The sequence below is a fragment of the Ruegeria sp. CDSB113 genome (assembly GCF_059611045.1).
In genome coordinates this window covers 22,240-48,506 of record NZ_JBXWOU010000008.1, presented here as the reverse complement: position 1 = coordinate 48,506, position 26,267 = coordinate 22,240, and the positions used below count along the sequence as shown (strand labels likewise).

The following is a 26,267-nucleotide window of genomic DNA, read 5'->3' as shown; positions in this document are numbered from 1 at the left end:
TGCTCAGATACTTCGGTTCAGGTGCCCGATTTGATTTTGGTCCACAGGCGGGTCACGCTCCGCTGCGTTTTGACGGGATAAGGCGTCGTGATGTAGAGATTCTGCATCGTGGCATCACTCGGATAGATTGCCTGATCACCAATCACGTCTTCCTCAAGGAACTCCTGAGAAGCCTTGTTGCCATTGGCATAGTACACATAGTTCGATGCGGCAGCCATGTTGTTGGCGTCCAGAATGAAGTTCAAGAACTGGTGTGCGCCTTCCGGGTTCGGAGCATCTGCCGGGATGGCCATCTGGTCGAACCACATCAGCGAACCTTCAGCGAATGGGTGGTATTCAATTTCCACGCCATTTTCGGCCTCGGCCGCGCGATCCCGCGCTTGCAGGATGTCACCTGACCAACCGACAGCTACGCAGATATCGCCATTTGCCAGCGCGTTGATGTATTCCGAGCTGTGGAATTTCTGGATATGCGGGCGAACGCCAGCCAGGACTTCTTCGGCTTTACCGATCACATCGGTGTCATGGCTGTCCGGATCTTCACCGATATACTGCAGCACCATCGGAATAATCTCGGCCGGAGCGTCCAGGAAATGGACGCCGCACGAGGCCAGCTTTTCCATATTCTCCGGCTTCAGAACCAAGTCCATGCTGTTCAGAGCAACGTCATCGCCCAGCACTTCCTTAACCTTACCAACGTTAACGCCGAGGCCGGTCGTCCCCCACATGTAGTTGATCGAATAGGCGTTGTTCGGGTCATAGCCTGCGGTACGTTCCTGAATCACGTCCCATAGGTTTCCTGAATTCGAAAGCTTTGCTTCGTCCAGTTCCTGAAAGGCGCCAGCCTGAATCTGACGCTGTAGAAACGTACCCGACGGCACAACCACGTCATAGCCTGATCCACCGGCCAGCATCTTGGTTTCCAGAACCTCGTTGCTGTCAAACACGTCGTAGATCAGGGTCAGCCCTGTCTCTTCTTCGAATTTTTTCAGTAGATCCTCGTCGATATAGTCGGACCAGTTGTAGACGCGCACCTCTTCGGCAAAAGCCGCCGAAGTCCCCAGCGCGACAATCGCTGTCATCGTCAGCGTTTTGATTGACATATTTCTCTCCCTGCAAGTGTACGGGTATTCTCCCGTTTTTTTTGATTTGATCAAGTTTTGCGTTTTCCCCCGATCCATCGTATGGTTTCACGAGGTCAGGCGTCTGGCAAGTCGACACCACGCGAAACAGGGTAAACCACTTGGATTTGATCAAAAATAAAGCATCCAGCTCGAAAGTGGATGAGGGAAAAAGACCGGCGCATGAACAGGTGTACCAAACCCTGAAATCTCAGATCATGTACGGTGATCTGGTCCCGGGACAACCCGTCACGATACAGGGTTTGACCGAATCGCTCGGGGTTGGAATGACCCCCGTCCGCGAGGCGATCCGGCGGCTGATTTCGGACGGTGCGCTGGTGTTTCAAGGCAATCGGCGGGTCAGCGTCCCTTTGTTGTCGGGTACCGATGTCGAGCAGATGATTTTTGCCAGAATATCAATAGAATCAGAACTTTCCAGGCGGGCAACCGCAAAGTTAAAGCCTGCCGATATCGACCAGCTCGAAAAGCTTGATCAGCGATTGGATCAGACCATCACAGACGGCGACGTCAGTGGTTATTTGCGCTTGAACCACCAGTTTCATGAAACGCTCTATGCGCATGCGGATGCTCCGATTCTCAACGATCTGGCCGAGCGGCTTTGGCTGCGGTTCGGCCCCTCACTACGCGTTGTCTGCGGACGGTTCGGAACACATAGCCTGCCGGATCGGCACAAGGACATCATTGCAAGCTTGCGGGCGAAAGATGCGGAAAAGGTCGCGAAAGCAACCGCTCAGGACATTGAGCAGGGTATGGAATTGATGTCGGACGCTTTGATCTCCGCCTGATTCAGGTCGATTCGATTGACACGAAAAAATTTGATCATATTGTGATGGGTAACCGCCTTTTGCAGGAGATTCTCTGATGTCGACCATCACCAATCACATGCCGACCGCCGAATTGCAGGCACTGGATGCGGCGCATCATATGCACCCGTTTTCGGCCAACGGATCATTGGGCGAGGAAGGAGCGCGCGTCATCACTCGCGCCAAAGGCGTGTACCTGACCGATAGCGAAGGCGAAGAGATTCTGGACGCCATGGCCGGTCTTTGGTGCGTCAATATCGGTTACGGTCGCGATGAACTGGCCGAGGTTGCTGCCCGTCAGATGCGTGAACTGCCCTATTACAACACGTTCTTCAAAACGACCCATATTCCGGCCATTGCTTTGGCAGCCAAGATCGCAGAACTGGCGCCGGGGGATCTGAATCACGTATTCTTCGCGGCAGGCGGGTCCGAGGCAAATGACACCAACATTCGCCTGGTGCGCACCTATTGGGCTGAGAAGGGTCAGCCGGACAAGAACATCATCATCAGCCGCCACAATGCCTATCACGGGTCCTCCGTTGGTTCGGCCTCGCTGGGCGGTATGGCGGGCATGCATGCGCAGGGCGGCATCCCGATCCCGAACATCCACCACATCAACCAGCCGAACTGGTGGGCAGAAGGCGGCGACATGGCGCCGGAAGAGTTTGGCCTGGCCCGCGCGCGTGAGCTGGAAGAAGCCATTCTGGAACTGGGCGAAGACCGCGTCGCGGCCTTTATTGCCGAACCCGTGCAGGGTGCGGGCGGGGTGATCGTTGCCCCCGATACCTACTGGCCCGAGATCCAGCGCATTTGCGACAAATACGATATCCTGTTGATCGCCGATGAGGTGATCTGTGGCTTTGGACGCACAGGCAACTGGTTCGGGTCCGAAACCGTTGGTATCAAGCCGCATATCATGACGATCGCCAAGGGTCTCAGCTCGGGCTACGCACCCATTGGCGGATCCATCGTAAATGACGAGATTGCTGAGGTGATCGGCGGCACCGAGTTCAATCACGGCTATACCTATTCCGGCCACCCGGTTGCGGCGGCTGTCGCGCTGGAGAACCTGCGCATCCTCGAAGAAGAAGGGATCGTCGACCACGTCCGCGACGTGGCCGCCCCCTATCTGAAAGAGAAATGGGAGGCCCTGGCCGATCATCCATTGGTCGGTGAGGCCAAGATCGTCGGCATGATGGCCTCAATCGCTCTGACGCCGGATAAGGCCAGCCGCGCCAAATTCGCGTCCGAGCCCGGTACGGTCGGCTACATCTGCCGCGACCGCTGCTTTGCCAACAACCTGGTCATGCGCCATGTGGGCGACCGGATGATCATCTCACCCCCGCTGGTCCTGACTCCTGCGGAAATCGATGAGATGTTCGTGCGGATTCACAAGTCACTGGACGAGGCGCAGGCCGAGATCATAGCGCAGGGGCTGATGAAAGCAGCGTCATAGTCCAGATTGCTACTTTCCGGGTTTAAGGGGCGCACTAAAATGCGCCCCTTCTCACTTTCTAAATCGCAATTGCACGTCAATCGATCCAGCTCAATTGCTGAACACGGCTAGATCCGATCAAATCGATCGACAAAAAGAAGTAATCTTGTATCGCGCGGCAACTAAAAATTTATCGCGCGATAAATATCTTGATTTGATGTGTCTCAGATTCAAGTATGCGAATGCGAGTCGGTTATTTGTATTACCTCTACCGGCGTCGCGACCCGCTCTTCTGCTGGGTCCACCTCCCGTCTATCGTAGTGAGTGCCGGTAGTCGGGAGGTTGCACAGCCAATAACTGAGAGAGTATCCGCGGCGCATACCCAGGCAATAGATCAACGCCCTTCCATTGTCACCGCAACGCTTCCAAGAGGTTCAGACTGGCATATCCGTCTGGCAGCAACCCCTGCGCCAATTGATAAGCCCGAACAGCTTTGACTGTGTTTGGCCCTGTACGCCCGTCGACGCCTTGGGTATCAAATCCAGCCTCTGTCAGTCGGGATTGCAGTTCCTTTTTCTCGGTGAAACTCAACACCCGATCACCGCGCGGCCATTCGGTCTGGAACGACCCCCGTCCGGCCAGACGGTCGGACAGGTGGCCGATGCCGATCACATAGGCGTCGGCACCGTTGTACTTTTCGATCACCTTGAAATTGTCGAAGATCATCAGCGCGACGCCCTGCCCTCCGGCAGGCAACAGGATCGCCGCCTGCCCGTGATCCGATACAGGCCCGCCGTTCGCCGCCACCACGCCACGTGCGGCCCATTGTGAGGGCATCAATGTGTGATCCCGCCTTGCGGTGGAATAGTCGAACCCTTTGGGCAGGGTCACCTCGACGCCCCACGGCTGCCCCTTGGTCCACCCATGCCGCGCCAGATAGGCGGAGGCCGAGGCCAGCGCATCGGTTGGATCGTCCGACCAGATATCGCGCCGCCCGTCCCCGTCGAAATCAACCGCATGGTCCAGAAACGAGGTTGGCATGAACTGTGTATGCCCCATCGCCCCGGCCCAGCTGCCCATCATACTGCGCGGGCTGACGTCGCCCGCCTGAATGATCTGCAATGCGGCGATTAACTGGGTTTCGAAAAACTGCGCGCGCCGCGCGTCAAACGCCAATGTTGCAAGAGATCGGATGGTGTGGTCGTTGCCCCGAAACGTTCCAAACGACGTCTCAAGTCCCCAGATCGCTGTCACGACCTCTTTTTCGACACCGTACTTGGCTTCGATGCGGGTCAGTGCTTCGCGATGGCGCTCCAACCCCGCCCGGCCGTTTCTGATGCGCGTGTCTGAGACGGCAGAATCCAAATACTCCCAAATGGGTTTCGAAAATTCCGCCTGATTGCGGTCGCGCCTGATCACGTCCTTATCGTAGGTCAGTCCCGCCAGCGACCGATCCAGAGTTGAGGTTGATATCCCTTGCTTTACCGCCCGCTCACGAAAAGCTCCAAGCCACGCCTGAAACCGCGCGTTTCCTTCCGTCGACACCCGGTACTCCTTAGCTGAGGGTCGTAAAACTGGCCGGATCGATATCGCCACGCCAGCTGACGCCAGCTGTATGGCCTGTGACCCGCCCAGAGTATTGATAGATTCCGCCTGCACAATGGATGCCCATAATGCGGCGGTCATAACGCCACCTATGCATTTACGCATTCCGAATTTTCCTGGTTACTGCTCGACTTCAGAATACCGCAAAATTCGCGTTTTCCAAAGCGTTCAACTCGACCCCTCGCGATCTTTTGCTTTGTGTTCCGCACGAATTCCGGCAAGTGCCTCACGCAGCAAAGGGATGCGGTTTGGTCTAAAGCTTTCGCCTGTCACGGACATTTCGCGTATCCGGTCCAGCCGAAAGACGCGAAAATCCTGCCTCAGATGGCACCAGGAAATTAAAACGCTGGCGCGGTCCATATAGACGATACTCAGTGGGTTCACCTTACGGCGCGTGCCATCGCCCTTGGCATCAGTGTAGGCGAACTCGATCGTGCGTTCGTCCCATGTGGCCTGCCGCAAGTCAGCCACCGCGATGGTGGGCTTGGCTGGGCGATCAAAGCGCGTTGCCGTCAGTACTGCATGGGACAGGCGGTGAGATTGGCGCTGTGGCAATCGCCCCTGCAATTTGCGCAACGTATTGCTGGCAGCGTCTGCCAACCCAGGATCACCAATGGCCTGAACCTCTCGCAGCCCCAAAACCAGCGCTTCAAGTTCATCATCTGTGAACCCAAGCGGCGGCAGGGTTGCGTCTTCGATCAGGGTAAAGCCAAAACCGGCCTCACCGTCGATCACCGCTCCAAGCCCGCGTAACGACTCAATGTCGCGATGGACGGTGCGCGGCGACACGCCCAGATCCTGCGCCAGGTGTTGGGACGTCTTGGGTGACGGACCAGAGCGCAGGGCTTGCATCAATTGGAACAGGCGGGCGGTTCGGGACATAGTGCAGATTAATCTAAACCTAATGACAGAAACTGTCATCAGGCAAAGCTATTCCTCGGACATCCCGAAATTGGAGCCTCCGATGTTGACCCTAATGATTTACCCTTCGGCCTTTGGCCTGTTCAGCGCCAGCCCCTTCTGCGTCAAGGCCGCTTACATGCTGGAACATGCGGGCCAGCGTTGGCAGCGGTCCGATATGTTGGACCCCCGCAAGATGCCCCATCAGAAACTGCCGGTTCTGCGCACGCCAGAACGGCTTGTCCCCGACAGCGACCTGATCCGCGATTGGCTTGAGGCGCAGGGCGCAAACTTCGACACTGGGCTAAGCGACATACAAAAGGCGCAGGCGCGGACGCTGATCCGCATGGCAGAAGAACATATCTATTTTCAGGTCGTCCAGGACAGATGGGCCAATGACGACGTCTGGCCAATTCTGCGTAAGACCTTCTTTTCGGTTATTCCTGCGTTGATCCGAACGCCGGTGTCGAACTCAATCCGGAAAAAGGTCGTCCAAGGATTGGTGTTTCAGGGTGTCGGCCGTTTCTCACCCGCTGAGCGTCAGGACCGTCTTGAGCGGGACCTTGAAGCGATATCCGCTTATTTGTGGCAATCACCGTACCTTCTGGGCGACCGGCCAACATCAGCAGATATGAGCGTTGGGCCCATGTTGGCCGCAATGCGCGCAACCCCGGTGGAAACCCCGCTGACCCAGCGGATCAAACAGGATAGGCTGCTCAACGACTACGTGGACCGAATGGAACAGGCGATACCGCTGCCATGACACCTTTTGACGACCCTGCGGTGCAGACCGCCTTTGAAGCGTTTCCCGAAGACACCCGTTCGGGTGTCCTCGTCTTGCGCGAGCTGGTGTTTTTAACGGCCGGGACTTTGCCTAAAGCTCAGCCATTGAATGAAGCACTGCGTTGGGGCCAACCCGCCTATCTGGCGCCCAAAGGTTCAACCATCCGGCTGGGCGGGCACAAAGCGGCATCCTTTGCACTGTTCGTGCATTGTCAGAGCCGACTAATGGGTGATTTCATCACCGCCTTTCCGGGCGAGGATCGGTTGGACGGCAACCGGGCCATTCTGTTTGATGACCCGGATCAGATTGATAAAACCCGGCATGGCTGGTTGATCGCACGGGCGCTGACCTATCACCTTTGACGGCGTTTGCGTTCGACCTTGCGCTTGATCTTGTCTTTCTTGCGCTTGGTACTGACAGCCTTGCGCCGCGCACCCCCTCGCTTAGCAGGCCCGCCTCCGCGCGGCAGGGCCTGGTCATCGATGGACAGCAGCTCCAGCTCGAGCCCGCCGGTAACGGGCGTGGCCTCGGTCAGGCGCACGGTGACCCGCTGGCCGATGGCAATGATCAGCCCTGAGTCCGATCCCATAAGCGTGCCGGCTTCGCGGTCGAAATGGAAAAACTCGCGCCCCAGTGACCGGACTGGCACCAGACCGTCCGCGCCAGTTTCATCCATCTTCACAAAGGCGCCGAACCGCGCGATGCCGCTGATGCGACCACTGAATTCATTGCCCACACGCTCGCTCAGATAAGCGGCCAGATAGCGATCCGTCGTATCCCGCTCGGCCATCATCGAGCGGCGCTCGGTGTCCGAGATATGCGTTGCCGTTTCATCGAGCCGCGCGATTTCATCCTCGGTCAACCCATCGTCACCCCAGCCATGCGCTGTGATCAGCGCCCGGTGCACGATCAGGTCCGCGTAACGACGAATGGGAGAAGTGAAATGCGCATAGTTGCGCAACGCTAACCCGAAATGGCCGAAATTCTCGGGATTGTAATAAGCCTGTGCCATTGAGCGCAAAGTTGAAAGGTTGATCAGCTCTGCATCCTCTGTCCCGGCAGCCGCGTTCAGCAATGCATTCAGGTGCCGGGTTTGCAGCACCTGACCCTTGGCCAAATTTAGGCCCGCAGCCTGCGCGGTTTCCCGCAGGCTTTCCAGCTTTTCTTGCGCCGGTTCCTCGTGCACACGGAACAGCAACGGGCGTCGCTTGGCGATCAATGTCTCGGCGGCGGCGACATTGGCGAGGATCATGAACTCCTCGATCAGCTTGTGCGCGTCCAAGCGGTCGCGGAAGGCCACGCTTTGGACCTCACCCGCGTTGCTGAGAACGATCTTGCGTTCGGGCAAGTCCAGTTCCAGCGGTTGCCGTTCTGCCCGCGCTTTCTTAAGCGCGGCATAGGCATCATAGAGCGGCTTCAACACAGGCTCTAACAAAGGCCCTGTGCGGTCGTTTGGATTGCCGTCGATAGCGTCTTGAACTTCGGCATAGTGCAGCGACGCGGCCGAGCGCATCAGACCACGTACAAAGCGATGAGCAATCTTGTTTCCATCCGCATCGATCTGCATCCGAACAGCGATACAGGCGCGCGGAACGCCTTCGTGCAGCGAACACAGGTCTCCAGAGAGTCGATCCGGTAGCATTGGTACCACCCGGTCCGGGAAGTAGCTGGAGTTGCCGCGCTTGCGCGCCTCGCGATCCAGCGCCGTACCGGGCTGCACATAGGCGGCAACATCTGCAATGGCGACCCAGATCACATGCCCGCCAGGGTTCTTGGGATCATCGTCGGCATGGGCATAACAGGCATCGTCATGATCCCGCGCATCTGACGGATCGATGGTAAGCAAAGGTATATCCCGCAGGTCTTCGCGGCCTTTTAGACCAACCGGTTTGGCCTTATCGGCCTCGGCAATCACCTTGTCGGGGAAATCATCCGGAATGCCGTGCTGATGAATTGCAATCAGTGACACTGCCTTGGGCGCCGATGGATCACCCAGCCGTTCCACGATACGCGCAGGTGGCAGGCCCATGCGATTCTTTGGCCCGGCCTGTTCAGCCTCGACCAATTCTCCATCCTTGGCACCCAATACGGCCCCATCAGCAACCAGCCATTCGGTCTGACCGGCCTTGTCGATGGGCACGATCCGTCCGCCTTCCGCCCCTTTGCGAAAGATGCCCACGATCTTGCGCGGGTTCGTCCCGACACGTCGGATCAGGCGTGCTTCGTAATTGTGGTCTTCTTCATGCACAACCGTGAGGCGGGCCAGAATGCGGTCGCCCTCGCCCAGCGCAGGATCGCTGGCACGGGTGATGAGCAGAATGATCGGCTCGACCCCTTCGCCATGCCATTCCAAGGGCCGTGCGAACAGATCACCATCCGAGTTCGGTGCCTTCACCTGCAGCACACTGACCGGTGGCAGGCGGTCCGGGTCGCGATAGCTGCGCTTGCGCTTTTCCAGATGCCCCTCGGCCTCTAGCTCTTTCAGGATGCGTTTCAGATCGATCCGGTCCGCGCCCTTGATACCAAAGGCTTTGGCGATATCGCGTTTCGAGGTCAGGGTGGGGTTCGCCGAGATCCAATCGAGGACCTCCTGCTTGGTAGGTATGCGAGTCATACCTCCGGCCTATCACGGGTATGCGACCGCGTCATGACCAAAAAGTTCAGGGCGTCAAGTCAGCCACCGTATCAACGTCGCGCAGATGGTCCAGCAATCCTACGCGGCACCCCGGAACTGAGGCCAGAGTGTCAGCCAGCGCGGTTTCAGTAGACCAGCGTACACTACGGAACAGGCTTGTCGGCAACGCCTTGTACCGCTGAGCCCCTACCAACCAATAGCCACCGTCCGGCGCAGGGCCAAATACAAATTCCGACTGTCCCAATTCCTTGAAGGCTCGTGCGATATGCTGGGATGTGATCCCGGGAATGTCCGCGCCGATCAGACAAACCGGTCCCTGAGGCATACCGCGCAACATGCGCCCCATGCGGTCGCCCAGATCGCCTCGCCCTTGCGCCGCGCGGGGCAGATCAACAGGCCAGATGCGGCTGGTCAGACCTTCCCGATCCGGGGCGACGGCAAGCACTATCTGCCAGCGTGGGTCCCGCAAACGCCGGATCAGCGCGCGTGTCTGATGGCGAAACCACCATGCAGCACCAACCATGCCGATGTCTCGCCCCAGCCGCGTCTTGACCCGACCCGGGCGAGGTTCTTTCACCATGATGACTAATGTGCGTTGCATGGTTCAGGCGAAATAGTCCCGAAGGATGCGCGTGTAGATCGCCTTGAGCTGTTCGATCTGCGCCACCTCGACGCATTCATCGACCTGATGCATCGTTCTGCCGACAAGGCCGAACTCAACCACTGGGCAATGGTCTTTGACAAACCGCGCATCCGAGGTGCCACCTGTTGTCGACATCTCGGGGCGTACACCGGTTTCGGTCTCGACCGCTTTCGCGACCAGATCAGACAGGGGGCCGGGTGGGGTCAGAAAGCTCTCGCCTGAGATCTTGATCCGGACGTCGATCGCGACATCGTAGGTTTCAGCCACGGCTTTGGCTTCGGCCTGCAACCACTCACTGAGGCTGGCGCCCGAGTGCAGATCGTTAAAGCGAATGTTCACGGCTCCGGTACATTGCGCCGGAATCACGTTGGTTGCTGCGTTGCCCGTGTCAATACTCACAACGGCCAGGGTTGAGGCATCGAAATGGTCCGATCCCTGATCCAGTTCGTGGCTGGCCAGCTGATGCATCAAACGCGCCATGGCGGGCAGAGGGTTTTTGGCCCGGTGCGGATAGGCCGAATGCCCCTGCACACCGGTCACAGTAAACCAGGCGGTCATCGAACCACGCCGCCCGATCTTCATCATCTCGCCCATTGTGTTGGGGCAGGTCGGCTCGCCCACCAAACAGGCAGACATGTGTTCTCCAGCCTCGGACATGTAATCAAGCAGTGCCGTGGTGCCGTCCACCGCGTCCGCCTCTTCATCGCCCGTGATCGCAAGAATAATCGCCCCGTTCGGGGGTGTGTCGCGCACGAAATCCACAGCGGCCGCCGCAAAGGCCGCCACGCCGGATTTCATGTCTGTGGCCCCGCGCCCATACATCACACCTTCGCGGATTTCTGCGCCAAAGGGGGGCATCGTCCAGGCCGCTTCGTCCCCCACTGGGACAACGTCAGTATGCCCGTTAAACCCAAAGCTGCGCGGATGGGCTTTCGGCCCCCAGCGCGCGTACAGATTGCTGACATCACCCCGATCTGCACGGGTGCAGTCGAAGCCTGCGTCGGACAGAAGCTTCTCCAACAACACAAGCGCGCCGCCTTCCTCAGGTGTGACCGATGGGCAACGGATCAGGTCCGCCGTCAACTTTACCGGATCTGTCATTTCTGGGCCCTTTTGGTTGGTTCAATCGCGGGATCGTGCACAGATTCAACGAATTGGACCAATTGCCAACCCCTCGCCACCGGATTCCGGGCGCTTTTTTTCGCGAGTCTTGAAATGACACCCCAATAAAACATGGCGGTTTACCTTGCGGCCACCTTGCCGTGCCTTTCAAATCTGCGTTAGAGGGCCGCGAAACAGGTGAATTGACGATGACACGTGCGCTTCTCGTTTGGATCTGCCTGACTTTCGCCGTTCTTGCACAGCAAAGCCAGGCGCAGACGCTTTCGGTCACGACCGTGACCCGCCCCCCGTTTTCCTATGTCGAGGACGGGGCCCAAACCGGTTTTTCAATGGACCTGCTGCAAGCCCTGGCCGAGGCATTGAATTGGGACTACTCGGTCACCAGGGTCGAAGCCTTCAGCGATATGCTGGGTGCCGTGCAGGATGGAAACGCGGACCTGGCCGTGGCCAATATCTCGATCACGGCTACACGTGAAACGCAGATGGATTTCAGCCAGCCCATATTCGAGGCCGGCTTGCAGATCATGGTTCCTTCGGATGCAGCGCGCAGACCATCGCTGCTGCACGCATTGCTATCTGTCGAGCTGTTCATTGCCATTGGTCTGGCCTTTGCGATCCTGCTTGGCGGCGGGATGCTGATGTGGGGGTTTGAACGTCGCGCCCAGCCCTATTTCGACCGCAAGCTGAATGAGGCATGGTTCCCGTCATTTTGGTGGGCGCTGAATCTTGTGGTCAATGGCGGTTTCGAGGAACGCATGCCACGCACGCCGTTCGGGCGTTTGCTGGGCGTGGTTCTGGTTGTGTCTTCGCTGTTCATCGTATCGGTCTTTACGGCGCGCATCACGTCGGTCATGACCGTGGATGCCATCAGCGGCAACGTGAACTCGGTCAACGATCTTTACGGCAAACAGGTGGGCACAATCTCGAACTCGACTGCGGCAAACTTCATGAACCGACGCGAGATCGAGTTTTCCGGTTATGAAAACCTGGATGATGTGCTGACCGCATTCCGGGACAAGGAGTTGGACGCCGTAGTCTTTGACGCACCGATCCTGTCCTATTACGCGGCGCATGAAGGACGTCGGATCGCATCGATGACAGGTGGCGTTTTCCTACGAGAGAACTACGGGATAGCGTTCCCAACCGGCTCGCCATTGGTCGAGGACGTGAACCAAGCCCTGTTGGCGCTGCGCGAAGACGGCACCTATGACGAGATTTATCGCAAGTGGTTCGGGGTGCGGAACTAAGCTGGTTCTTCATCCCCGAAAAACGGGGTCATCTGCGCCACGATAACGGCGTTTTCGTCCAGCGCCCGCTGCATCAGGGCGCGTTCGTCCGGGTCGATGTCGTGCCCCTGCGCCTCACGCTCGGCCAGAGTTCCATAACCGGTGACGTCCAGTGGCGCGGTGTCGGCCTGTTTCAGGATCGCCACGGTTTCACGCACCGCTTCAGCCTCATCCACCCCGCTGGCAAAACACATCAGCGCTGCTCCGGTCGCACCTTCGGGCAGGCCGTCGCCTTCCTTGCGGCCAATCTGAACGAGCAATGTATAGACTTGCTGACGGGACGGTTTCTTTTGCTTTTCCATGCAGGGGGCCATAGCCGCGCACCTGTCCGTGGTCAAGCAGCCAGCCAATTGCAAGACGATGGATGGATGGACATAGTGGCGTTGCTTTTAATCGCCGACACACCAAAGGACGTTTCTATGACCTATCCTGATTTCATCACAGATTTCCCAAGCCTCGACGTGCCATTCCCCGAGGACGTGGTGCAATCCGCCGTCATCCGGTCAGATGCGGGTTTGGTCGCGTTCTTCACCTTCCTCAAGGATTTCGAACTGCCACCGCATTCACACAAGGCGCAATGGGGCACGGTGGTCGAGGGTGAGGTTGAGCTGACAATCGGCGGGGAGACTAAGACCTATCGCCCCGGCGACAGCTATTCGATTCCGTCGGGTGTTGAACATGGCGGAAAAATCAAGTCCGGAAGCCGCGTGATCGACGTGTTTGAGGAACCCGACCGCTATCCAATCAAAGGATAAACAAAAAAGGGCTGCGGCGAGATACGCCACAGCCCCGTTTCAAATCCGCGCTTAATTTAGTCGCGCAGCAGTTCGTTGATCCCGGTTTTCGAACGGGTCTTCTCGTCCACGCGTTTTACGATCACGGCGCAATACAGGTTGACGTTGTTCTTGGATGGCATCGAGCCCGCGACAACCACCGAGTACGGTGGAACTTCGCCGTAAGTGACTTCGCCGGTTTCGCGATCCACGATCTTGGTGGATTTGCCGATAAAGACGCCCATTCCCAAAACCGAGCCTTCGCGCACTATGCAACCTTCGACCACTTCGGACCGCGCGCCGATAAAGCAATTGTCTTCGATGATTGTCGGGCCAGCCTGCATCGGTTCCAGAACGCCGCCGATGCCAACACCGCCTGACAGGTGTACGTTTTTACCAATCTGCGCGCAGGAACCAACGGTGGCCCAAGTGTCGACCATGGTGCCTTCGTCGACATAGGCGCCCAGGTTCACGAAGGACGGCATCAGAACCACACCGGGTGCGACATAGGCCGATTTGCGCACAACACAGTTCGGAACCGCGCGGAAACCGGCTGCGCGCCACTGGTTTTCACCCCAGCCGGCGAACTTGCTGTCCACCTTATCCCACCAGCCGCCATCCTGCGGGCCGCCGGTTTGGATTTCCATATCCTTGATGCGAAAGCCCAGCAGAACCGCCTTCTTGGCCCACTGGTTCACATGCCAATCACCGCTTTCCAGCTTTTCAGCAACCCGCAGCGAACCACTGTCCAGCGCGGCCAGCGTATCCTCGATCGCTTCGCGTTGTTCGCCGGTGGTGGCGGGCGTAATGGTGTCGCGCGCCTCCCAGGCGGCTTCGATAGCGGTTTCCAGTTGCGCGTTGGACATCGGATGGCTCCCTGCAGAATCTGTTCACGTTTGTTTGGCCTATACGCAACTGCACCTCGCGGTGCAATGCGACGCAGAAGGTACGATTTGCGGCTAGGTTAACCTGTGATCAGCTTGCGCGGCGGATATGACGCGTCAGAATGGCCGTCGCCGTGGCCGCGTCCTTGCGCTTGAGCGCCTGAACGATGGCTGCGTGGTCACCATCCGCACGGTGTACCCACTTGGGGCGCCAATGGGCAAACAGGTGGCGCGCACCGGCGATATGAAGGTCATCGATTGCATGCAGCAGGCGTGGCAACCCACATGGCGTCAGGATCGAGCGATGAAAGGTACGGTTGCACGCTTCCCACTCGGGCATCGTTTGCGCAGCATCACAGGCGATCCGAGCATCATCCGCCTCTTTGAGCGCGCCAGGCGTCATATTCTGTACCGAATGCTGCAAGGCCAGGGATTCCAGCGCGACGCGCATTTCAACCACTTCGCGTACTTCTGCCGGGTCCAGCGCCGAAACACGCATACCGCGGCGCGGCTCACTTTGGGCCAACCCGTGCGCTTCCAGACGCAGCAAAGCCTCGCGCACTGGTACATGGCTGGTCTCAAAGGCCCGTGCGATGTGATCCTGACGCAGCTTTTCGCCGGCAAGCAATTCGCCGGTGATAATCTTCTGTCTGAGGTTTTGGTAAATTGTGTCGGCGATCGTAGTGGTCATAGATTATCGATAAAATCCTTAACCACCTTCCACAAGCCGATAATTCACCCCATCAGCGGGTCCGGGGTAATATTCCCCCCGCACACCAGAACCGCCACGCATTCGTCCGGTTCTGGCTTATATACACCTGAGGTCAAAGCCGCCAACGCAGTCGCCCCGGCCGGTTCGACCAATATGCGATGGGTCTGCCACAGCGCCTTTTGCGCATCGGCAATCGCCTCGTCTGAGACAAGAACAGATGTCATTCCTTGCGCAAGATCGAAACAAATCCCTCCGATCCGCCGCGCGCCCAGCGCGTTGGCTGCAATCCCCGAGACCGAGACATCCACCGGTTCACCCGCCTGCAGCGCCGCGTTCAGCGCGCAGGAGGTTTCCGGTTCGACTGCTACGATCTTGCGCGCGCCATCAAACCAACCCAAAGCCCCGCCAATCAAGCCACCGCCGCCCACGGCGACCAGAATGGTGTCAGCCTGCAGCCCCTGTGCCTCCCATTCGGCAAAACACGTGCCCTGCCCTGCTACGGTTGCCGGTGCATCATAGGCGTGGATTTGCATCGCCCCGGTTGCTGCCTCATGCGCTTTGGCCTCGCTCAGCGCGTTCGCGTATTCACCCTGTACAACTGTCAGATCTGCGCCCGTCTGTTCAATCAGGGCAATCTTGGATGGTCCGGCAAGGTCTGGCACGAAAATCTTGGCCGGATATCCCAGCGTTTGTGCCGCATACGCCGCCGCCGCACCGTGATTGCCGCCCGAAGCCGCCACAACGCCAGCCTCGGGCACGTCCAAGCTGAGCAGCGTATTAAACGCCCCGCGCGCTTTGAAACTGCCCGTGTGCTGCATATGCTCCAGCTTCATTTCGACCGGATAATCCAATCCGGGCACGCGGCTTTCAATCACCGGGGTCACCTGCGCATACCCATTGATCCGTTTGGCGGCGGCCGAAATTTCACTCTTCCAATTCATTCTTGTTCTTCCGTGACTGGCACTCTGCCTGCGAACCCTATAGCTGTTTTATGAACACGCAAGCAGGGAACCATCACCCATGAGAGAAGACCGCCTCAGCCCTTTCCGCGACGCCCAGACTGACCGCTCGACCGCGAGCGAGGTGCCGGACACGCCGCAGACGCGCTCACCCGCCTATCGCCTTGCCTTTGCAGACGATGATTTCCTGTGCCGGGATGAGCTACGCCCCGTGCGTTTGCAGCTGGAGTTGCTGAAGCCCGAGATGATCATGACCGAGCGCGAGATCACCTCGACCATCGTCATGTTCGGCGGCGCACGCATTCCTGAGCCGTCGCAGAAACACACCGCGCGAACCCAGACGCTGGCCAACCTGTCGCAATATTACGACGAAGCGCGGGAATTCGCCCGTCTGATGACCGAAAAATCCAATGAAACCGGCTGCCGCGAGAACGTGATCGTCACCGGCGGTGGCCCGGGCGTGATGGAGGCCGGAAATCGCGGTGCCCAGGATGCTGGCGGTTGTTCGATTGGCCTGAACATTGTGCTGCCGCACGAGCAGGCGCCGAACCTGTATGTAACGCCCGAGCTCAGCTTTAACTTCCACTATTTCGCCATTCGCAAGATGCATTTCCTGATGCGCGCCCGCGCCATCACCATCTTCCCCGGCGGCTTCGGCACGATGGACGAGCTGTTCGAGTCGCTGACGCTGATCCAGACTGGCCGGATGGAACGTGTACCGTTTCTGCTGTTCGGTCGCGATTTCTGGGAAAAGGTCATCAACTGGGAGGCGCTGGCTGATGCGGGGACCATCTCGGACGAGGATCTCGATTTGTTCCGCTTCGTGGATACCGCGCAAGAGGCGGTGGATATTATTGAAAACTGGGAACCGGCCCCACCCCGCGATGAAATTCCGGGGCGCTGAGACATGAAGCCACCTAAGACCGGTGAGATGTTGCACCTGCGCGGGAACGCGCTGAACAAGGGCGATCCGGTGGCCCTGCCGCTGACGCAAAGCAGTATGTACCATCTGCCCGGCGTACCGGACGGGCATCCGACCTATGGTCGGGTCGACAACCCGACCTGGGTGCATCTGGAACACGTGCTGTCCCATTTGGAAGACGCGCCCTGTCTGACCTTTCCTTCGGGCATGGGGGCGATTTCTGCCGCTTTGTTCGCGATGGTCAAAGCCGGATCCCATATCCTGATTCCGTCGGACGGGTATTATGTCACACGACTGCTGGCCGATCGGTTCCTGTCCAATCTGGGCGTCTCGGTTACTGAGCGTCCGACGACGGCGTTCGCAGAGGGCGGGTTTGGCGGGTTTGACGTGGTCTTTTTGGAAAGCCCCTCGAACCCCGGTCTGGATATGATGGACCTGCCTGCGATCGCCACTGCCGTTCGCGCGGCGGGCGGTCTCACGATTGCCGACAACACAACGATGACCCCACTGGGTCAACGCCCGTTGGATTTGGGCAGCGACGTGGTAGTCGCTTCGGATACAAAGGCTATGGGCGGCCATTCGGACCTGCTAATGGGTCATGTCGCCAGCCGCAACGCGCAGATCATGGAACGGGTCGAAGAATGGCGGCGCGTTTCCGGCGCGATCCCCGGCCCGAATGAGGCATGGCTGCTGCATCGCGGGTTGGAAACGCTGGACGTTCGTTTCGACCGGATGTGTGCATCGGCGCAAGTGCTCGCGGAACGGTTGGCAGAACATGAGGCCGTGAAACAGATCCGCTATCCCGGCCTGTCGGATGACCCGTCCTATGCTCTGGCCAAGGCGCAGACGTCCCGGTTTGGGTTCTTGTTGTCGATCACGTTAGAGACCGAAGAAAAGGCCGAAGCTTTCATCAACACCTGCCCGATGCTGCGACCGGCCACATCGTTTGGCGGTGTTCATAGTTCTGCTGAACGACGCGCACGCTGGGGCGATGACGTCGATCCGGCCTTTATCCGCTTGTCTGTCGGATGTGAACCGGCGGATGAACTGTGGCAGGCGATTGAAACCAGCCTGAACGGGCTTTGATTATTTCTTGGGCTCACGCAGTTCGGTGAACACATAGATCGGCAGCAGAACGCTGGCGATCAACGCGCCCAGCCAAACGAGCAGGGTCGCCGCTAACAGGTTGGCAACGCCGCCAACTGTCAGCCCTGCCGTAATCAGATCCGTCACCAACAGACCGACAAACGTTACGATCAAAGCAATCCCACCTTTGATCGAGGGGGCTTTTTTCTCACCCAGTTTCAGGATCAGCGGCTCGGCCACCACCTGCACCAGAGTGAACACGATCACCACGACGATGAATGAAATCGGTTTGATCGCAAACCCCGACAACAACAGCGTAGCAAGCAGTAGCCCTATGGCATTGCCGGCCAAAAGGGCCAGTGCGGACTTGATTCTGCGCGTCATGGGGTTCTCCGTGGATGTTCAGTTAGAAACATGCAGATATTAACAGGCTCGCGCGATTTTGCGAGCGGTTTCAAAAGCCGCTTTCTTTCGGGCCATTGAAATCGCATGATAAAACACATTCATCAAGATCAGACCCGCACCCGACATCAACGAGAGGCGAGATGAGCGACGATCCCTATACCGTTCTTGGCCTAGCCAAAGACGCCAGCGCCGCCGAGATCAAAAAGGCTTATCGGCGCATCGCCAAGGAATGCCACCCGGATCTCAAGCCCGGGGATGCCGAGGCTGAAGAAAAGTTCAAGGCGGCGGCGTCCGCCTATGACCTGCTGAAAGACCCGGAAACACGTGAGCGATACGATAATGGCGAGATTGATGCATCGGGTCAGGAAAGGCCACAGCAGCAATATTATCGTGAATATGCCGAGGCAGCCGGAAATCCCTACCGCGGTCGAGCGGCAGATCCGGATGACATGTCCGACATCTTTGCCGAGTTCATGCGGGGCCGGGGGGGACACCAGCAGCGTACCCACGAATTTCACGCGCCGGGCCACAATCGCGCTTACAATCTGCAGATCAGTTTTCTGGACGCGGTGTTTGGCGCCAGCCAGAAGCTGACTCTGCCCGATGGCGATCGGATCGAAGTCAAAATACCCGCTGGCATCACCGACGGGCAGACCATCCGCCTGCGCGGTAAGGGTGATCCGGGGTTCGGCGACGGGCCCGCCGGCGACGCCTTGGTAACCGTGTCTGTGGCAAAGCATCCGGTATTCGATCGTCAGGGCGACGATATTCATATCACTCTGCCGATCACGATTGACGAAGCCATTCTGGGTGGCAAGGTTCCTGCCCCCACCATTGATGGTGGCGTCAATGTCAGTGTTCCAGCCGGCACCAGCAGCGGTAAAACCCTGCGCCTGCGCGGCAAGGGAGTTAAGAAACGCGGCTCGTCCGATCGCGGCGATCAGTTGATCGAACTGACCGTGTCCATGCCGGACCAGATTGATGATGATCTGAAGCAATTCATGGAGACATGGCGCGAAACCCACAGCTATGATCCGCGGAAAGGAATGCCGTCATGACCCGCACCCTGACCGAAGAGCAGCTGATCGCAACCGTCACCCGCCTGACCTCGACCCGCCTGACCGAATACCTGGCTGCCGAGATCGTCATTCCCGAGCAAACCGAGCAGGGGCTGGTGTATCACACCCTTGACGTCGCGCGGTTGGAGCTGGCGTGCGAGCTGCACGACCAATACGAGATGGAGCCTGATGCGCTGTCGATGATGATCTCACTGATCGACCAGATGCACGGCCTTCGTGCCGAGTTACGAGAGGTTCTGAATGCGGTAGATACGCAACCGGAGCCGGTGCGTCAGACGTTGATCGAGGTGATCGGAACGGCGCGGTTCGGTCGCAGGTGACCCGCGCTTAGTTGCCGACAACATACTCTTCGGGAACAAAGAAAGTGTAATCCCGATCAGCCACCGCTTCGTGGCAATCATGGCAATAGACGACAGCGTCCGAACGCGCGCCCATCGTGTCACCAAACAATGACCCGTCCGGCATCACCATGATGTAACGCCAGTCCGCTGTTTCCGGACTGGTGCCTTCAGCGAGTTTTTCCATCACGAACAAAGCCCCGGGATGGACATTGCCCTCATCCGTGACCGTGACGCTGTCCTTGGCCAGCACTGACCCCATCGGCAGCTTTTCACCCTCGGCCAAAGTGCCATAGTTGTGCGCCATGCGGTTGGCATAGCTGTTCACATAGCGCTGCCCATGGGTTGCCGAGATGTAAGGGGCATCGTTGAACAGCGGCCATGCCTGATAGTTCATCAGCAAATCCAACTGCGCGGCGGCATAGCCACGCTCCATCCGTCGCTGCAGGGACTTGTAGATGCCCAAAGCTTCTTCTTTGGACAGCTCGGCAGGATTTTCAATGGCAAGGTGAGCATCCTCACCACTGGATTGAGCGCCAGCCTGATGCGCAGCAAGCCCCACCACAAACAAAGCCGCAAGAAATGTCGGAAACAGTCTTATAAATCGTACAAACATGTATTTGGCCCACCTGTTTCAAAAGGTTCGCCTGAACGCCGCAAGTTACGTGTAAAATGATAGCGGCCATGAACAAACGCGCCACGACCGGAATGCGACTCTCACTGCTTTGTGCGCAAGCGTGAGGCCTAGGCAGCCGGTTTCAGCCCCCAAAACATATCAAATTGTGCATACAAATAACAGCGGCCAGAAAATTAATTTCTTGGCGTAGTTTGCACGAAATTTGGGCTTGTCAGCTCTGCAATCCCGCTTCGGCTTCGATCTGCTTGCGCGACTTGCGGGCGCGCTCTGTGGCCGATTTCAACTGACCGCAAGCTGCCATGATGTCCTCGCCACGCGTCTTGCGAATGGGAGAGGCATATCCTGCCTGATAAATGATGTTCGCAAACGCCCGGATGCGGTTATTCGAGCTGCGCTTGTAAGGCGCGCCGGGCCATTCGTTGAACGGAATCAGGTTGATCTTGGCGGGAATGTTGTGGCTTTTGATGTGGTCGATCAAGCGATGCGCATCTTCGTCGCTATCATTCACACCATCCAGCATCACGTACTCGAAAGTAATCCGCTCGGAATTGGACACCTTGGGATAATTTGCCAATGCCTGCAGCAGTTCTTGGATGTTCCAGCGCTTGTTGATGGGCACCAGAAAATCGCGGGTTTCATCCGTTGTCGCGTGGAACGAGATCGCCAGCAAGCAGCCGATCTCGTCAGCTGTGCGCGCAATTTCCGGCACCACGCCGGACGTCGACAAGGTGATCCGACGGCGTGACAGAGAAATGCCTTCGGGGTCCATGGCGATCTTCATCGCGTCGCGCACGTTTTCGAAGTTGTAAAGCGGCTCACCCATGCCCATCAGAACGATGTTCGACAACAGGCGTGTTTCGTCCTTTGGCGCACCAGGGGTCGGCCATTCGTCCAGATCGTCGCGGGCCATCATCACCTGACCGACGATTTCTGCAGCCGTCAGGTTGCGCACCAGTTTCTGCGTGCCCGTATGGCAGAAGGAACAGGTCAGCGTGCAGCCAACCTGAGACGAGATACACAGCGTCCCGCGATCCTCTTCGGGGATGTAGACAACCTCAACCTCATGGCCACCCGCGATGCGGCACAGGTACTTGCGCGTGCCGTCTTCGGACACCTGCCGGGTCACGACCTCCGGGATTTCAACAACGAAATTCTCAGCCAGTTGCGCACGATACGCTTTGGCGAGGTTGGTCATCTCGGCAAAATCGCGCACGCCCCATTGATAGATCCACTGCCAGATCTGCCCGGTCCGCATCTTGGCCTGCTTTTCCGGCGTGCCATGTGCGATCAGAGCGTCACGCAACTGATCACGGGTCAACCCGACTAGGTTGATCTTCCCCTCGGGCAATTTGCGGGGGATGGTCATGACATCTTGAGTGATCGGCGCTTTGGGCGACATGTGGCTATCTCAACGAATTCGGGCTTGGGATGCGCCTCTATATAGGATCGCGCGCAAAGATCAAAAGAATTCGTATCATTTAATTTGCCATGCGCAGCAATTCATCCACACGCGCCCGGCCCAGATCGACGCGGCAGGACGCAATGGCGATACCGGTGCCAGAGCCGCCGCCGTATGAAGCCCCCACTGCTTCACATTGCGCATCGCGATATCCTCTCCATGCCTCTTGTGCAGCCTCAAGTGCCGGTTGTGCGACCACACGGTCTGTGACCTCGTCCAACTCAACTGCGGACTGCATGGCAAAGCCGTAGCTTGCCTCAACAGCCATATTCACGCGTGTCTCCATCTCCCCAACGCAGGCTCCGATTTCGACCTGCGAACCTGCGTCGAAACATTCCAGGCTGGGATCTGCCCACGCGGCCGAAGAGAAAAGCACTGCAATCAAGACGTAACGCATTATCCGTTTCCACATATGAACCCTTGTATGTGGCCACCGTAGCACGCGTTGCGCCGTAGTCCCAATTGCAAGTCGGCCGTAAAGGCCAAACCGATGCGACCGAACTATCTGCATTACGATCGCGAGGAATCAAGTCAGGTGAACATGTCAGATCCCTGCAGGCAGGATGTCGCAATCATCCGCGTCCAAAGTTTGCACGGGATCTTTTGGACCGCATTGCTCGCCAGAAACCGGATAGGTTTCGTTGTTTTTTTCACATGCGCTCAGAAATACGGCGGCGACCACCAACACGGCAGCAAGAGGTTTGTTCAGCATGGATAAGCTCCTTCCATATATTTGAACTGATTGGTTCAGAAAGATGGGTCGCTTGCCTTGATGCGGATCAATTTGGGGTGGTGGACGTGGCGTAAAGATCGGATGACACGTATGATCGCCCACGAAAAAGCCCCGCCAAATGACGGGGCTGCGTAAACCTGTTGTCCTTGTTTATTGGGTGCAGCGCTTTTCGGCGTCTTCGATCGCAGCACTGAAACCCAACAGCGAGAACGTGTCTTTGGTCTGGGTTCCGCGCTCGGACCGGGCGGTCAGAACGGCCTCGGTGCCGCGCTTCATCGCTGCGACGACCTTCAGGTCTTCGCCTTCGGTTGCCGGCCAGGCCCATTCACCTTCGGTGATCAAAGCGAACTCGGTGCCGTCAATCTCAAGGGTGACCGTCGATCCTGCCGCGAAAGGATAGCCGCCGGTAAAGGTCACCTGACCTTTGACTTCGGCATTCGGGCGGTAGAACACGAACAACAGGATGTCGCTGCGGCGCACCGAAACCACTCGCCCACCTTTGGTGTTCACAGTCTCTTTGGGCGCGGATACGCTCCAGCACTCTGTGGGATCTTTCTCCACAAAAACGCTCCAGTCGGTCTTCGCAGCAACCCGATTGGTGCTGGTCGCCTGCTGAGCGATTGCGGTTGTGGCCATTCCTGCCACGCACAGACCCGCAATTGTGCGGACGAGTTTTAATCCCATCTGTCCAGCCTCCTAGCTCGACCTAATACCTCATACCCATCGAGACCGCATACGAACTCTGTCGGTTCGTCTGTAAGTTGCGTATTCCGATGATTGTCGACATACACACACTAACGCAGGTTTCGCCACAGGCGAAAGGGCGATTGGCAGATTTTTGCGCATATAATGGAGGGGCCAGATGACGCAGCCGGTACCAATGACAGAACTATGGCGAGGCCCCTTGTTGGAAAGCCTGCATCTGGGCCACGCAGTGATCTGTGACGACAGCGGCCAAATCGTACGCAGCTGGGGCGATCCGGACGCGGTGATTTACCCTCGGTCGTCTGCGAAAATGATCCAGGGGCTGCCGCTGATCACATCGGGTGCAGCCGCCAAATATGGCCTGAACCCCGAGCATCTGGCCCTCGCCTGTGCCTCGCATAGCGGCGCACATATCCATACTGACAGGGTTTCAGCCTGGTTGGATCACCTGGGCTTGACCGAACACGATCTGCGCTGCGGTCCGCAAGAACCGCAGGACATGGCCGCGCGCGACGGGCTGATCCTTGCCGATGACACGCCCTGCCAGATCCACAACAATTGCTCGGGCAAACATTGCGGGTTTCTGACGGTCGCACAGCACATGGGTGCCGGACCGGAATACCTTGAGATCGACCACCCCGTACAGCAGGCCTGCCTGTCCGCGCTGGAAGAAACCACCGGGGAAACCAGCCCCGCCTATGGAATCGACGGATGTTCGGCCCCGAACTTTGCGACGTCACTGGTGGGACTGGCGCGTTCGATGGCGTGGTTTGCCTCAGCCGCTGACCGGTCGGACCGTGTCAGCGACGCAGCGCAACAGCTTACGGCGGCCATGATCAAGCACCCCGAACTGGTGGCGGGCGAAAGCCGCGCCTGTACTGAGCTGATGCGCGCTATGGACGGTCGCGCCGCAATCAAAACCGGGGCTGAGGCGGTGTTCATTGCCATCATCCCGGAAAAACGAATGGGTGTTGCGCTGAAAATCACTGATGGCACCACCCGCGCGAGTGAATGCGCAATCGCAGCCATTCTGGTCAGCCTTGGAGTGCTGGAGGCCAATCACCCGGCCACCCGCAAATTCATGAACGCCACGCAATACAGCCGTCGCGGGCTGGAATGCGGCGTAATCAGACCTGCGCCGGGGTTCCCCGGCTAAGGTTACATTTCGATTTCATGCACCTCGGCCACTTCGACCGAGCCTGAGCCGTTGACTACCATCGGACACCCTTTGGCCATTTCGGTCGCGGCATCAATGCTATCGGCCTTTACGACCGTAAAACCGGAGGCCGGGTTTGCGCCGCCATTGTCAACGACGCTTCCGTTGCTGACCGTATAGGATTGACCGACCGGGTTGCCGGGAATGTCCAGCGCCTCGCCCATGCCTTGGAACCATGCACCCCAGGCGGCCATGGTTGCTTCGACTTCGGCGGGGTCCGTCGGCGTGCTTCCGCCGTGATAGACAAACAAAAATTGTGGCATTTTATTTCCTCCCTAATGAAAACTTATCCAAACTGCGCCTCAAGCTTGGCCAGCGACGATGTCCAGCCCATGTTGTGGTTTGCTGCGGCCTCGGCATCTGCCAGTTCGCGGTGATCCAGCACTAGCCGCGCCCCGTTTTCGGTCGCAACGACCAAAAACGTCACGTGACTTTCCGGCCCGCGCTGATCCTGATCGTCATGCCAGGCCCAGGTGAACCCAACCGAATTGGGCGGATCAACATGGGTGACATAACCGGACACTTTGAATGTCTGGCCTTCTGCATTCTTCATTATTGAATACCAAGGCCCCGTGCGTGAGAAATTCAGGTCATGCTCGGGCACATGCACCCCTTCGGGCCCCCACCACTGCAACAGCTTCGCCCCGTCACTTATCCAGGCAAACAGGTTTTCGGGGGTGGTCGGGAACTCACGTTCCAATTTCAGGTCGGCCATGAGTTTTCCCTTTCAATGAGGTCGCCCAGACGATCGAGGCTGTTTTCCCAGAACTGACGTTTCGAGATCGTCCATTCCGCAATCGCCCGCAGCCCGTCGGGCTGGATAGAATACATCCGCTGGGTGCCGTGGACGCGCTGTTGCACCAATCCGGCCTCGCGCAGCACTTTCAGGTGGCGCGAAATCGCTGCGCCCGACATACCGCGCCCTTGGATCAGGTCACCGGCAGGCAGCTCTCCGTCCTGCATCAGTTGCTCAACGATCGAGAACCGAGTGGAATCGGACAAAGCAGAAAAAGCATTTATCAGAGTGTTCATAGCCTTTATTTAACATGTGCGTTAAATAAAGGGAAGACCTTTAACCGGACACAAATTCCGAGCGGCTATAGCCCTGAACGTACAGCAGTGCTGTCAGATCGCCATGGTAGATTCGAAACTCGCATTGCTCGGCAACCGTGGGCTTGGCATGCAGGGCCACTCCTGTTCCTGCCCGGTTCAGCATCCCCAGATCGTTGGCCCCGTCGCCTACGGCAATAACGTCTTCTTCACGCAAGCCCAATCGCTCGGTGATCTGTTCCAAGGCATCCACCTTGGCTTGACGCCCCAGAATGGGTCGCGCCACATCCCCGGTCAGTTTTCCGTCTTGGGCCAGCAGGGTGTTGGCACGGTTTTCGTCAAAGCCCAGCACCTCGGCCACTTTCGTGGTAAAAGCCGTAAACCCGCCCGAGACCAAGGCGGCATAGCTTCCGTTCTGGCGCATCGTCGCGACCAGTTCTTTACCGCCCGGCATCAGAGTGATGCGTTCATCCAGTACTTTACCGATCACCGCCTCATCCAGACCTTTCAACAGACCAACCCGTTCGGTCAGCGCGCCTTCAAAGTCCAGCTCACCATTCATGGCGCGTGCGGTGATATCCTTGACGCGATCGCCGACGCCGGCTTCATCCGCCAGTTCGTCGATACATTCCTGCTGGATCATGGTGCTGTCCATATCGGCCAACAGCATCCTTTTGCGACGTCCTTCTGCCGGTTGGACCACCAGATCGACGCCCATTTGTTGCAGGTCCACCCAGACTTCCCAGCGGTTCCCCGGCATTTCGAATAGGGTGAATTCCGCTGCTTCATCCAGGCTGAGCCAAACGATCTCACCACCGCCCCATGCGTTCCGCAAGGACTCGACAAGCGACAAATCCAGATTAGACACATCGGGGTTGGTCAACAGGGTTGCAACGTACATGTTTGATCTCCGGCAAGCTCACCTGCGAATATCGCAGGTGCAGCATTTTCGCC

General features: G+C 58.0%; 31 protein-coding genes. 11 read left to right on the top strand and 20 right to left on the bottom strand.

The window, feature by feature from the left end:
• Nucleotides 1-17: 17 nt before the first annotated feature.
• Entirely contained in the window at nt 18-1,103 is a 1,086-nt protein-coding gene (locus AC2FIS_RS14605; protein WP_113791802.1) for a polyamine ABC transporter substrate-binding protein, read from the bottom strand.
• A gap of 140 nt (nt 1,104-1,243) precedes the next feature.
• Between AC2FIS_RS14605 and AC2FIS_RS14600 the strand changes: the two genes are divergently transcribed.
• Together AC2FIS_RS14600 and AC2FIS_RS14595 are read left to right on the top strand one after the other, a co-directional pair.
• On the top strand, nt 1,244-1,927 hold the full coding sequence (locus tag AC2FIS_RS14600; RefSeq protein WP_496774070.1) for a GntR family transcriptional regulator: 684 nt from the start codon (nt 1,244-1,246) through the stop codon (nt 1,925-1,927).
• A gap of 76 nt (nt 1,928-2,003) precedes the next feature.
• Complete coding sequence (locus AC2FIS_RS14595) at nt 2,004-3,401, top strand: aspartate aminotransferase family protein (protein ID WP_496774068.1); 1,398 nt, start codon at nt 2,004-2,006, stop codon at nt 3,399-3,401.
• A 390-nt stretch (nt 3,402-3,791) separates the two neighbouring features.
• Here AC2FIS_RS14595 and AC2FIS_RS14590 read toward each other — a convergent pair whose 3' ends face one another.
• Both AC2FIS_RS14590 and AC2FIS_RS14585 read right to left on the bottom strand, forming a co-directional pair.
• Nucleotides 3,792-5,090: a lytic murein transglycosylase gene (locus AC2FIS_RS14590; protein WP_496774067.1), complete on the bottom strand. Its 1,299-nt coding sequence runs from the start codon at nt 5,088-5,090 to the stop codon at nt 3,792-3,794.
• Nucleotides 5,091-5,153: 63 nt separating this feature from the next.
• Nucleotides 5,154-5,867: a helix-turn-helix transcriptional regulator gene (locus AC2FIS_RS14585; RefSeq protein ID WP_496774065.1), complete on the bottom strand. Its 714-nt coding sequence runs from the start codon at nt 5,865-5,867 to the stop codon at nt 5,154-5,156.
• A gap of 22 nt (nt 5,868-5,889) precedes the next feature.
• Here AC2FIS_RS14585 and AC2FIS_RS14580 point away from each other — a divergent pair, with 22 nt between their 5' ends.
• Together AC2FIS_RS14580 and AC2FIS_RS14575 are read left to right on the top strand one after the other, a co-directional pair.
• The gene (locus AC2FIS_RS14580) at nt 5,890-6,648 is read left to right on the top strand and encodes a glutathione S-transferase family protein (protein ID WP_496774064.1); all 759 of its coding nucleotides are present in this window, start codon (nt 5,890-5,892) and stop codon (nt 6,646-6,648) included.
• Nucleotides 6,645-7,031, top strand: coding sequence for a DUF1801 domain-containing protein (locus tag AC2FIS_RS14575; RefSeq protein WP_496774063.1), 387 nt, complete (start codon nt 6,645-6,647; stop codon nt 7,029-7,031). The genes AC2FIS_RS14580 and AC2FIS_RS14575 overlap by 4 nt, the downstream gene beginning before the upstream one ends.
• Here AC2FIS_RS14575 and rnr read toward each other — a convergent pair.
• Genes rnr through dapE form a run of 3 tightly spaced genes read right to left on the bottom strand, consistent with a single transcriptional unit; the run spans nt 7,022 to nt 11,048 of the window.
• Nucleotides 7,022-9,283 (bottom strand): ribonuclease R, encoded by a 2,262-nt coding sequence (rnr, locus tag AC2FIS_RS14570; protein WP_496774062.1) that lies wholly within the window; start codon nt 9,281-9,283, stop codon nt 7,022-7,024. The genes AC2FIS_RS14575 and rnr overlap by 10 nt on opposite strands.
• A gap of 46 nt (nt 9,284-9,329) precedes the next feature.
• Complete coding sequence (locus tag AC2FIS_RS14565) at nt 9,330-9,905, bottom strand: TIGR04282 family arsenosugar biosynthesis glycosyltransferase (protein ID WP_496774061.1); 576 nt, start codon at nt 9,903-9,905, stop codon at nt 9,330-9,332.
• Between the two features lie 3 nt (nt 9,906-9,908).
• On the bottom strand, nt 9,909-11,048 hold the full coding sequence (gene dapE / locus AC2FIS_RS14560) for a succinyl-diaminopimelate desuccinylase (RefSeq protein ID WP_496774060.1): 1,140 nt from the start codon (nt 11,046-11,048) through the stop codon (nt 9,909-9,911).
• A gap of 209 nt (nt 11,049-11,257) precedes the next feature.
• On the opposite strand from dapE, the gene AC2FIS_RS14555 reads away from it, so the two are divergent.
• Nucleotides 11,258-12,316 carry a transporter substrate-binding domain-containing protein gene (locus AC2FIS_RS14555; RefSeq protein ID WP_496774059.1) on the top strand — a complete coding sequence of 353 codons (1,059 nt, stop codon included), beginning with the start codon at nt 11,258-11,260 and terminating at the stop codon, nt 12,314-12,316.
• Here the strand turns inward: AC2FIS_RS14555 and AC2FIS_RS14550 are convergent.
• Nucleotides 12,313-12,657 carry a DUF8846 family protein gene (locus tag AC2FIS_RS14550; RefSeq protein WP_058272663.1) on the bottom strand — a complete coding sequence of 115 codons (345 nt, stop codon included), beginning with the start codon at nt 12,655-12,657 and terminating at the stop codon, nt 12,313-12,315. The genes AC2FIS_RS14555 and AC2FIS_RS14550 overlap by 4 nt on opposite strands.
• A 117-nt stretch (nt 12,658-12,774) precedes the next feature.
• Here AC2FIS_RS14550 and AC2FIS_RS14545 point away from each other — a divergent pair, with 117 nt between their 5' ends.
• Nucleotides 12,775-13,110 carry a cupin domain-containing protein gene (locus tag AC2FIS_RS14545; protein WP_496774058.1) on the top strand — a complete coding sequence of 112 codons (336 nt, stop codon included), beginning with the start codon at nt 12,775-12,777 and terminating at the stop codon, nt 13,108-13,110.
• 56 nt (nt 13,111-13,166) lie between these two features.
• On the opposite strand, the gene dapD is transcribed toward AC2FIS_RS14545, so the two are convergent.
• The 3 genes from dapD to AC2FIS_RS14530 form a co-directional block, all read right to left on the bottom strand.
• Nucleotides 13,167-13,994 carry a 2,3,4,5-tetrahydropyridine-2,6-dicarboxylate N-succinyltransferase gene (dapD, locus tag AC2FIS_RS14540; protein ID WP_058279709.1) on the bottom strand — a complete coding sequence of 276 codons (828 nt, stop codon included), beginning with the start codon at nt 13,992-13,994 and terminating at the stop codon, nt 13,167-13,169.
• A gap of 109 nt (nt 13,995-14,103) precedes the next feature.
• Nucleotides 14,104-14,703 (bottom strand): GntR family transcriptional regulator, encoded by a 600-nt coding sequence (locus AC2FIS_RS14535; protein ID WP_058279708.1) that lies wholly within the window; start codon nt 14,701-14,703, stop codon nt 14,104-14,106.
• A gap of 44 nt (nt 14,704-14,747) precedes the next feature.
• Complete coding sequence (locus AC2FIS_RS14530) at nt 14,748-15,665, bottom strand: threonine/serine dehydratase (protein WP_496774057.1); 918 nt, start codon at nt 15,663-15,665, stop codon at nt 14,748-14,750.
• 79 nt (nt 15,666-15,744) lie between these two features.
• Between AC2FIS_RS14530 and AC2FIS_RS14525 the strand changes: the two genes are divergently transcribed.
• Nucleotides 15,745-16,587, top strand: coding sequence for an LOG family protein (locus tag AC2FIS_RS14525; RefSeq protein ID WP_496706450.1), 843 nt, complete (start codon nt 15,745-15,747; stop codon nt 16,585-16,587).
• Between the two features lie 3 nt (nt 16,588-16,590).
• Nucleotides 16,591-17,691: a cystathionine gamma-lyase gene (locus AC2FIS_RS14520; RefSeq protein ID WP_496774056.1), complete on the top strand. Its 1,101-nt coding sequence runs from the start codon at nt 16,591-16,593 to the stop codon at nt 17,689-17,691.
• Here the strand turns inward: AC2FIS_RS14520 and AC2FIS_RS14515 are convergent, their stop codons facing one another.
• Nucleotides 17,692-18,075: a hypothetical protein gene (locus AC2FIS_RS14515; protein ID WP_058272613.1), complete on the bottom strand. Its 384-nt coding sequence runs from the start codon at nt 18,073-18,075 to the stop codon at nt 17,692-17,694.
• A 161-nt stretch (nt 18,076-18,236) separates the two neighbouring features.
• On the opposite strand from AC2FIS_RS14515, the gene AC2FIS_RS14510 reads away from it, so the two are divergent.
• Complete coding sequence (locus AC2FIS_RS14510; RefSeq protein ID WP_496774055.1) at nt 18,237-19,154, top strand: DnaJ C-terminal domain-containing protein; 918 nt, start codon at nt 18,237-18,239, stop codon at nt 19,152-19,154.
• A complete protein-coding gene (locus AC2FIS_RS14505; protein ID WP_496774054.1) occupies nt 19,151-19,495 on the top strand; it encodes a hypothetical protein in 345 nt (114 codons plus the stop codon). Before AC2FIS_RS14510 ends, AC2FIS_RS14505 begins: the two co-directional genes overlap by 4 nt.
• Before the next feature lie 7 nt (nt 19,496-19,502).
• Here AC2FIS_RS14505 and AC2FIS_RS14500 read toward each other — a convergent pair whose 3' ends face one another.
• The 5 genes from AC2FIS_RS14500 to AC2FIS_RS14480 all read right to left on the bottom strand — a co-directional run bounded on the left by AC2FIS_RS14500 (nt 19,503) and on the right by AC2FIS_RS14480 (nt 23,026).
• Nucleotides 19,503-20,129, bottom strand: a complete 627-nt coding sequence (locus tag AC2FIS_RS14500; RefSeq protein ID WP_496721928.1) for a cytochrome P460 family protein — start codon at nt 20,127-20,129, stop codon at nt 19,503-19,505.
• 232 nt (nt 20,130-20,361) lie between these two features.
• Nucleotides 20,362-21,549 carry a dual-specificity RNA methyltransferase RlmN gene (rlmN, locus tag AC2FIS_RS14495; RefSeq protein ID WP_496774053.1) on the bottom strand — a complete coding sequence of 396 codons (1,188 nt, stop codon included), beginning with the start codon at nt 21,547-21,549 and terminating at the stop codon, nt 20,362-20,364.
• A 79-nt stretch (nt 21,550-21,628) separates the two neighbouring features.
• Complete coding sequence (locus tag AC2FIS_RS14490) at nt 21,629-22,006, bottom strand: lysozyme inhibitor LprI family protein (RefSeq protein ID WP_496774051.1); 378 nt, start codon at nt 22,004-22,006, stop codon at nt 21,629-21,631.
• 147 nt (nt 22,007-22,153) lie between these two features.
• On the bottom strand, nt 22,154-22,321 hold the full coding sequence (locus AC2FIS_RS14485; RefSeq protein WP_186437396.1) for a hypothetical protein: 168 nt from the start codon (nt 22,319-22,321) through the stop codon (nt 22,154-22,156).
• A 171-nt stretch (nt 22,322-22,492) separates the two neighbouring features.
• Nucleotides 22,493-23,026, bottom strand: a complete 534-nt coding sequence (locus AC2FIS_RS14480; protein ID WP_058272619.1) for an invasion associated locus B family protein — start codon at nt 23,024-23,026, stop codon at nt 22,493-22,495.
• A gap of 178 nt (nt 23,027-23,204) precedes the next feature.
• Between AC2FIS_RS14480 and AC2FIS_RS14475 the strand changes: the two genes are divergently transcribed.
• Nucleotides 23,205-24,203, top strand: a complete 999-nt coding sequence (locus AC2FIS_RS14475; RefSeq protein WP_496774050.1) for an asparaginase — start codon at nt 23,205-23,207, stop codon at nt 24,201-24,203.
• A 2-nt stretch (nt 24,204-24,205) separates the two neighbouring features.
• Here the strand turns inward: AC2FIS_RS14475 and AC2FIS_RS14470 are convergent, their stop codons facing one another.
• Genes AC2FIS_RS14470 through serB form a run of 4 tightly spaced genes read right to left on the bottom strand, consistent with a single transcriptional unit; the run spans nt 24,206 to nt 26,214 of the window.
• Complete coding sequence (locus tag AC2FIS_RS14470) at nt 24,206-24,526, bottom strand: YciI family protein (protein ID WP_496774049.1); 321 nt, start codon at nt 24,524-24,526, stop codon at nt 24,206-24,208.
• 23 nt (nt 24,527-24,549) lie between these two features.
• Complete coding sequence (locus AC2FIS_RS14465) at nt 24,550-24,978, bottom strand: SRPBCC family protein (RefSeq protein ID WP_496774048.1); 429 nt, start codon at nt 24,976-24,978, stop codon at nt 24,550-24,552.
• The gene (locus tag AC2FIS_RS14460; RefSeq protein ID WP_282120371.1) at nt 24,966-25,295 is read right to left on the bottom strand and encodes an ArsR/SmtB family transcription factor; all 330 of its coding nucleotides are present in this window, start codon (nt 25,293-25,295) and stop codon (nt 24,966-24,968) included. The genes AC2FIS_RS14465 and AC2FIS_RS14460 overlap by 13 nt, the downstream gene beginning before the upstream one ends.
• 40 nt (nt 25,296-25,335) lie before the next feature.
• The gene (serB, locus tag AC2FIS_RS14455; RefSeq protein ID WP_496774047.1) at nt 25,336-26,214 is read right to left on the bottom strand and encodes a phosphoserine phosphatase SerB; all 879 of its coding nucleotides are present in this window, start codon (nt 26,212-26,214) and stop codon (nt 25,336-25,338) included.
• Between the last annotated feature and the right edge of the window lie 53 nt (nt 26,215-26,267).

What these genes read in the sequence shown, in the direction of transcription:
- AC2FIS_RS14605 (WP_113791802.1), bottom strand. Translation starts at nt 1,103, where the DNA reads ATGTCAATCAAAACGCTGACGATGACAGCGATTGTCGCGCTGGGGACT.
- AC2FIS_RS14595 (WP_496774068.1), top strand. Translation starts at nt 2,004, where the DNA reads ATGTCGACCATCACCAATCACATGCCGACCGCCGAATTGCAGGCACTG.
- AC2FIS_RS14590 (WP_496774067.1), bottom strand. Translation starts at nt 5,090, where the DNA reads ATGCGTAAATGCATAGGTGGCGTTATGACCGCCGCATTATGGGCATCC.
- AC2FIS_RS14585 (WP_496774065.1), bottom strand. Translation starts at nt 5,867, where the DNA reads ATGTCCCGAACCGCCCGCCTGTTCCAATTGATGCAAGCCCTGCGCTCT.
- AC2FIS_RS14580 (WP_496774064.1), top strand. Translation starts at nt 5,890, where the DNA reads ATGACAGAAACTGTCATCAGGCAAAGCTATTCCTCGGACATCCCGAAA.
- AC2FIS_RS14575 (WP_496774063.1), top strand. Translation starts at nt 6,645, where the DNA reads ATGACACCTTTTGACGACCCTGCGGTGCAGACCGCCTTTGAAGCGTTT.
- rnr (WP_496774062.1), bottom strand. Translation starts at nt 9,283, where the DNA reads ATGACTCGCATACCTACCAAGCAGGAGGTCCTCGATTGGATCTCGGCG.
- AC2FIS_RS14565 (WP_496774061.1), bottom strand. Translation starts at nt 9,905, where the DNA reads ATGCAACGCACATTAGTCATCATGGTGAAAGAACCTCGCCCGGGTCGG.
- dapE (WP_496774060.1), bottom strand. Translation starts at nt 11,048, where the DNA reads ATGACAGATCCGGTAAAGTTGACGGCGGACCTGATCCGTTGCCCATCG.
- AC2FIS_RS14555 (WP_496774059.1), top strand. Translation starts at nt 11,258, where the DNA reads ATGACACGTGCGCTTCTCGTTTGGATCTGCCTGACTTTCGCCGTTCTT.
- AC2FIS_RS14550 (WP_058272663.1), bottom strand. Translation starts at nt 12,657, where the DNA reads ATGGAAAAGCAAAAGAAACCGTCCCGTCAGCAAGTCTATACATTGCTC.
- AC2FIS_RS14545 (WP_496774058.1), top strand. Translation starts at nt 12,775, where the DNA reads ATGACCTATCCTGATTTCATCACAGATTTCCCAAGCCTCGACGTGCCA.
- dapD (WP_058279709.1), bottom strand. Translation starts at nt 13,994, where the DNA reads ATGTCCAACGCGCAACTGGAAACCGCTATCGAAGCCGCCTGGGAGGCG.
- AC2FIS_RS14535 (WP_058279708.1), bottom strand. Translation starts at nt 14,703, where the DNA reads ATGACCACTACGATCGCCGACACAATTTACCAAAACCTCAGACAGAAG.
- AC2FIS_RS14530 (WP_496774057.1), bottom strand. Translation starts at nt 15,665, where the DNA reads ATGAATTGGAAGAGTGAAATTTCGGCCGCCGCCAAACGGATCAATGGG.
- AC2FIS_RS14525 (WP_496706450.1), top strand. Translation starts at nt 15,745, where the DNA reads ATGAGAGAAGACCGCCTCAGCCCTTTCCGCGACGCCCAGACTGACCGC.
- AC2FIS_RS14520 (WP_496774056.1), top strand. Translation starts at nt 16,591, where the DNA reads ATGAAGCCACCTAAGACCGGTGAGATGTTGCACCTGCGCGGGAACGCG.
- AC2FIS_RS14515 (WP_058272613.1), bottom strand. Translation starts at nt 18,075, where the DNA reads ATGACGCGCAGAATCAAGTCCGCACTGGCCCTTTTGGCCGGCAATGCC.
- AC2FIS_RS14510 (WP_496774055.1), top strand. Translation starts at nt 18,237, where the DNA reads ATGAGCGACGATCCCTATACCGTTCTTGGCCTAGCCAAAGACGCCAGC.
- AC2FIS_RS14505 (WP_496774054.1), top strand. Translation starts at nt 19,151, where the DNA reads ATGACCCGCACCCTGACCGAAGAGCAGCTGATCGCAACCGTCACCCGC.
- AC2FIS_RS14500 (WP_496721928.1), bottom strand. Translation starts at nt 20,129, where the DNA reads ATGTTTGTACGATTTATAAGACTGTTTCCGACATTTCTTGCGGCTTTG.
- rlmN (WP_496774053.1), bottom strand. Translation starts at nt 21,549, where the DNA reads ATGTCGCCCAAAGCGCCGATCACTCAAGATGTCATGACCATCCCCCGC.
- AC2FIS_RS14490 (WP_496774051.1), bottom strand. Translation starts at nt 22,006, where the DNA reads ATGCGTTACGTCTTGATTGCAGTGCTTTTCTCTTCGGCCGCGTGGGCA.
- AC2FIS_RS14485 (WP_186437396.1), bottom strand. Translation starts at nt 22,321, where the DNA reads ATGCTGAACAAACCTCTTGCTGCCGTGTTGGTGGTCGCCGCCGTATTT.
- AC2FIS_RS14480 (WP_058272619.1), bottom strand. Translation starts at nt 23,026, where the DNA reads ATGGGATTAAAACTCGTCCGCACAATTGCGGGTCTGTGCGTGGCAGGA.
- AC2FIS_RS14475 (WP_496774050.1), top strand. Translation starts at nt 23,205, where the DNA reads ATGACGCAGCCGGTACCAATGACAGAACTATGGCGAGGCCCCTTGTTG.
- AC2FIS_RS14470 (WP_496774049.1), bottom strand. Translation starts at nt 24,526, where the DNA reads ATGCCACAATTTTTGTTTGTCTATCACGGCGGAAGCACGCCGACGGAC.
- AC2FIS_RS14465 (WP_496774048.1), bottom strand. Translation starts at nt 24,978, where the DNA reads ATGGCCGACCTGAAATTGGAACGTGAGTTCCCGACCACCCCCGAAAAC.
- AC2FIS_RS14460 (WP_282120371.1), bottom strand. Translation starts at nt 25,295, where the DNA reads ATGAACACTCTGATAAATGCTTTTTCTGCTTTGTCCGATTCCACTCGG.
- serB (WP_496774047.1), bottom strand. Translation starts at nt 26,214, where the DNA reads ATGTACGTTGCAACCCTGTTGACCAACCCCGATGTGTCTAATCTGGAT.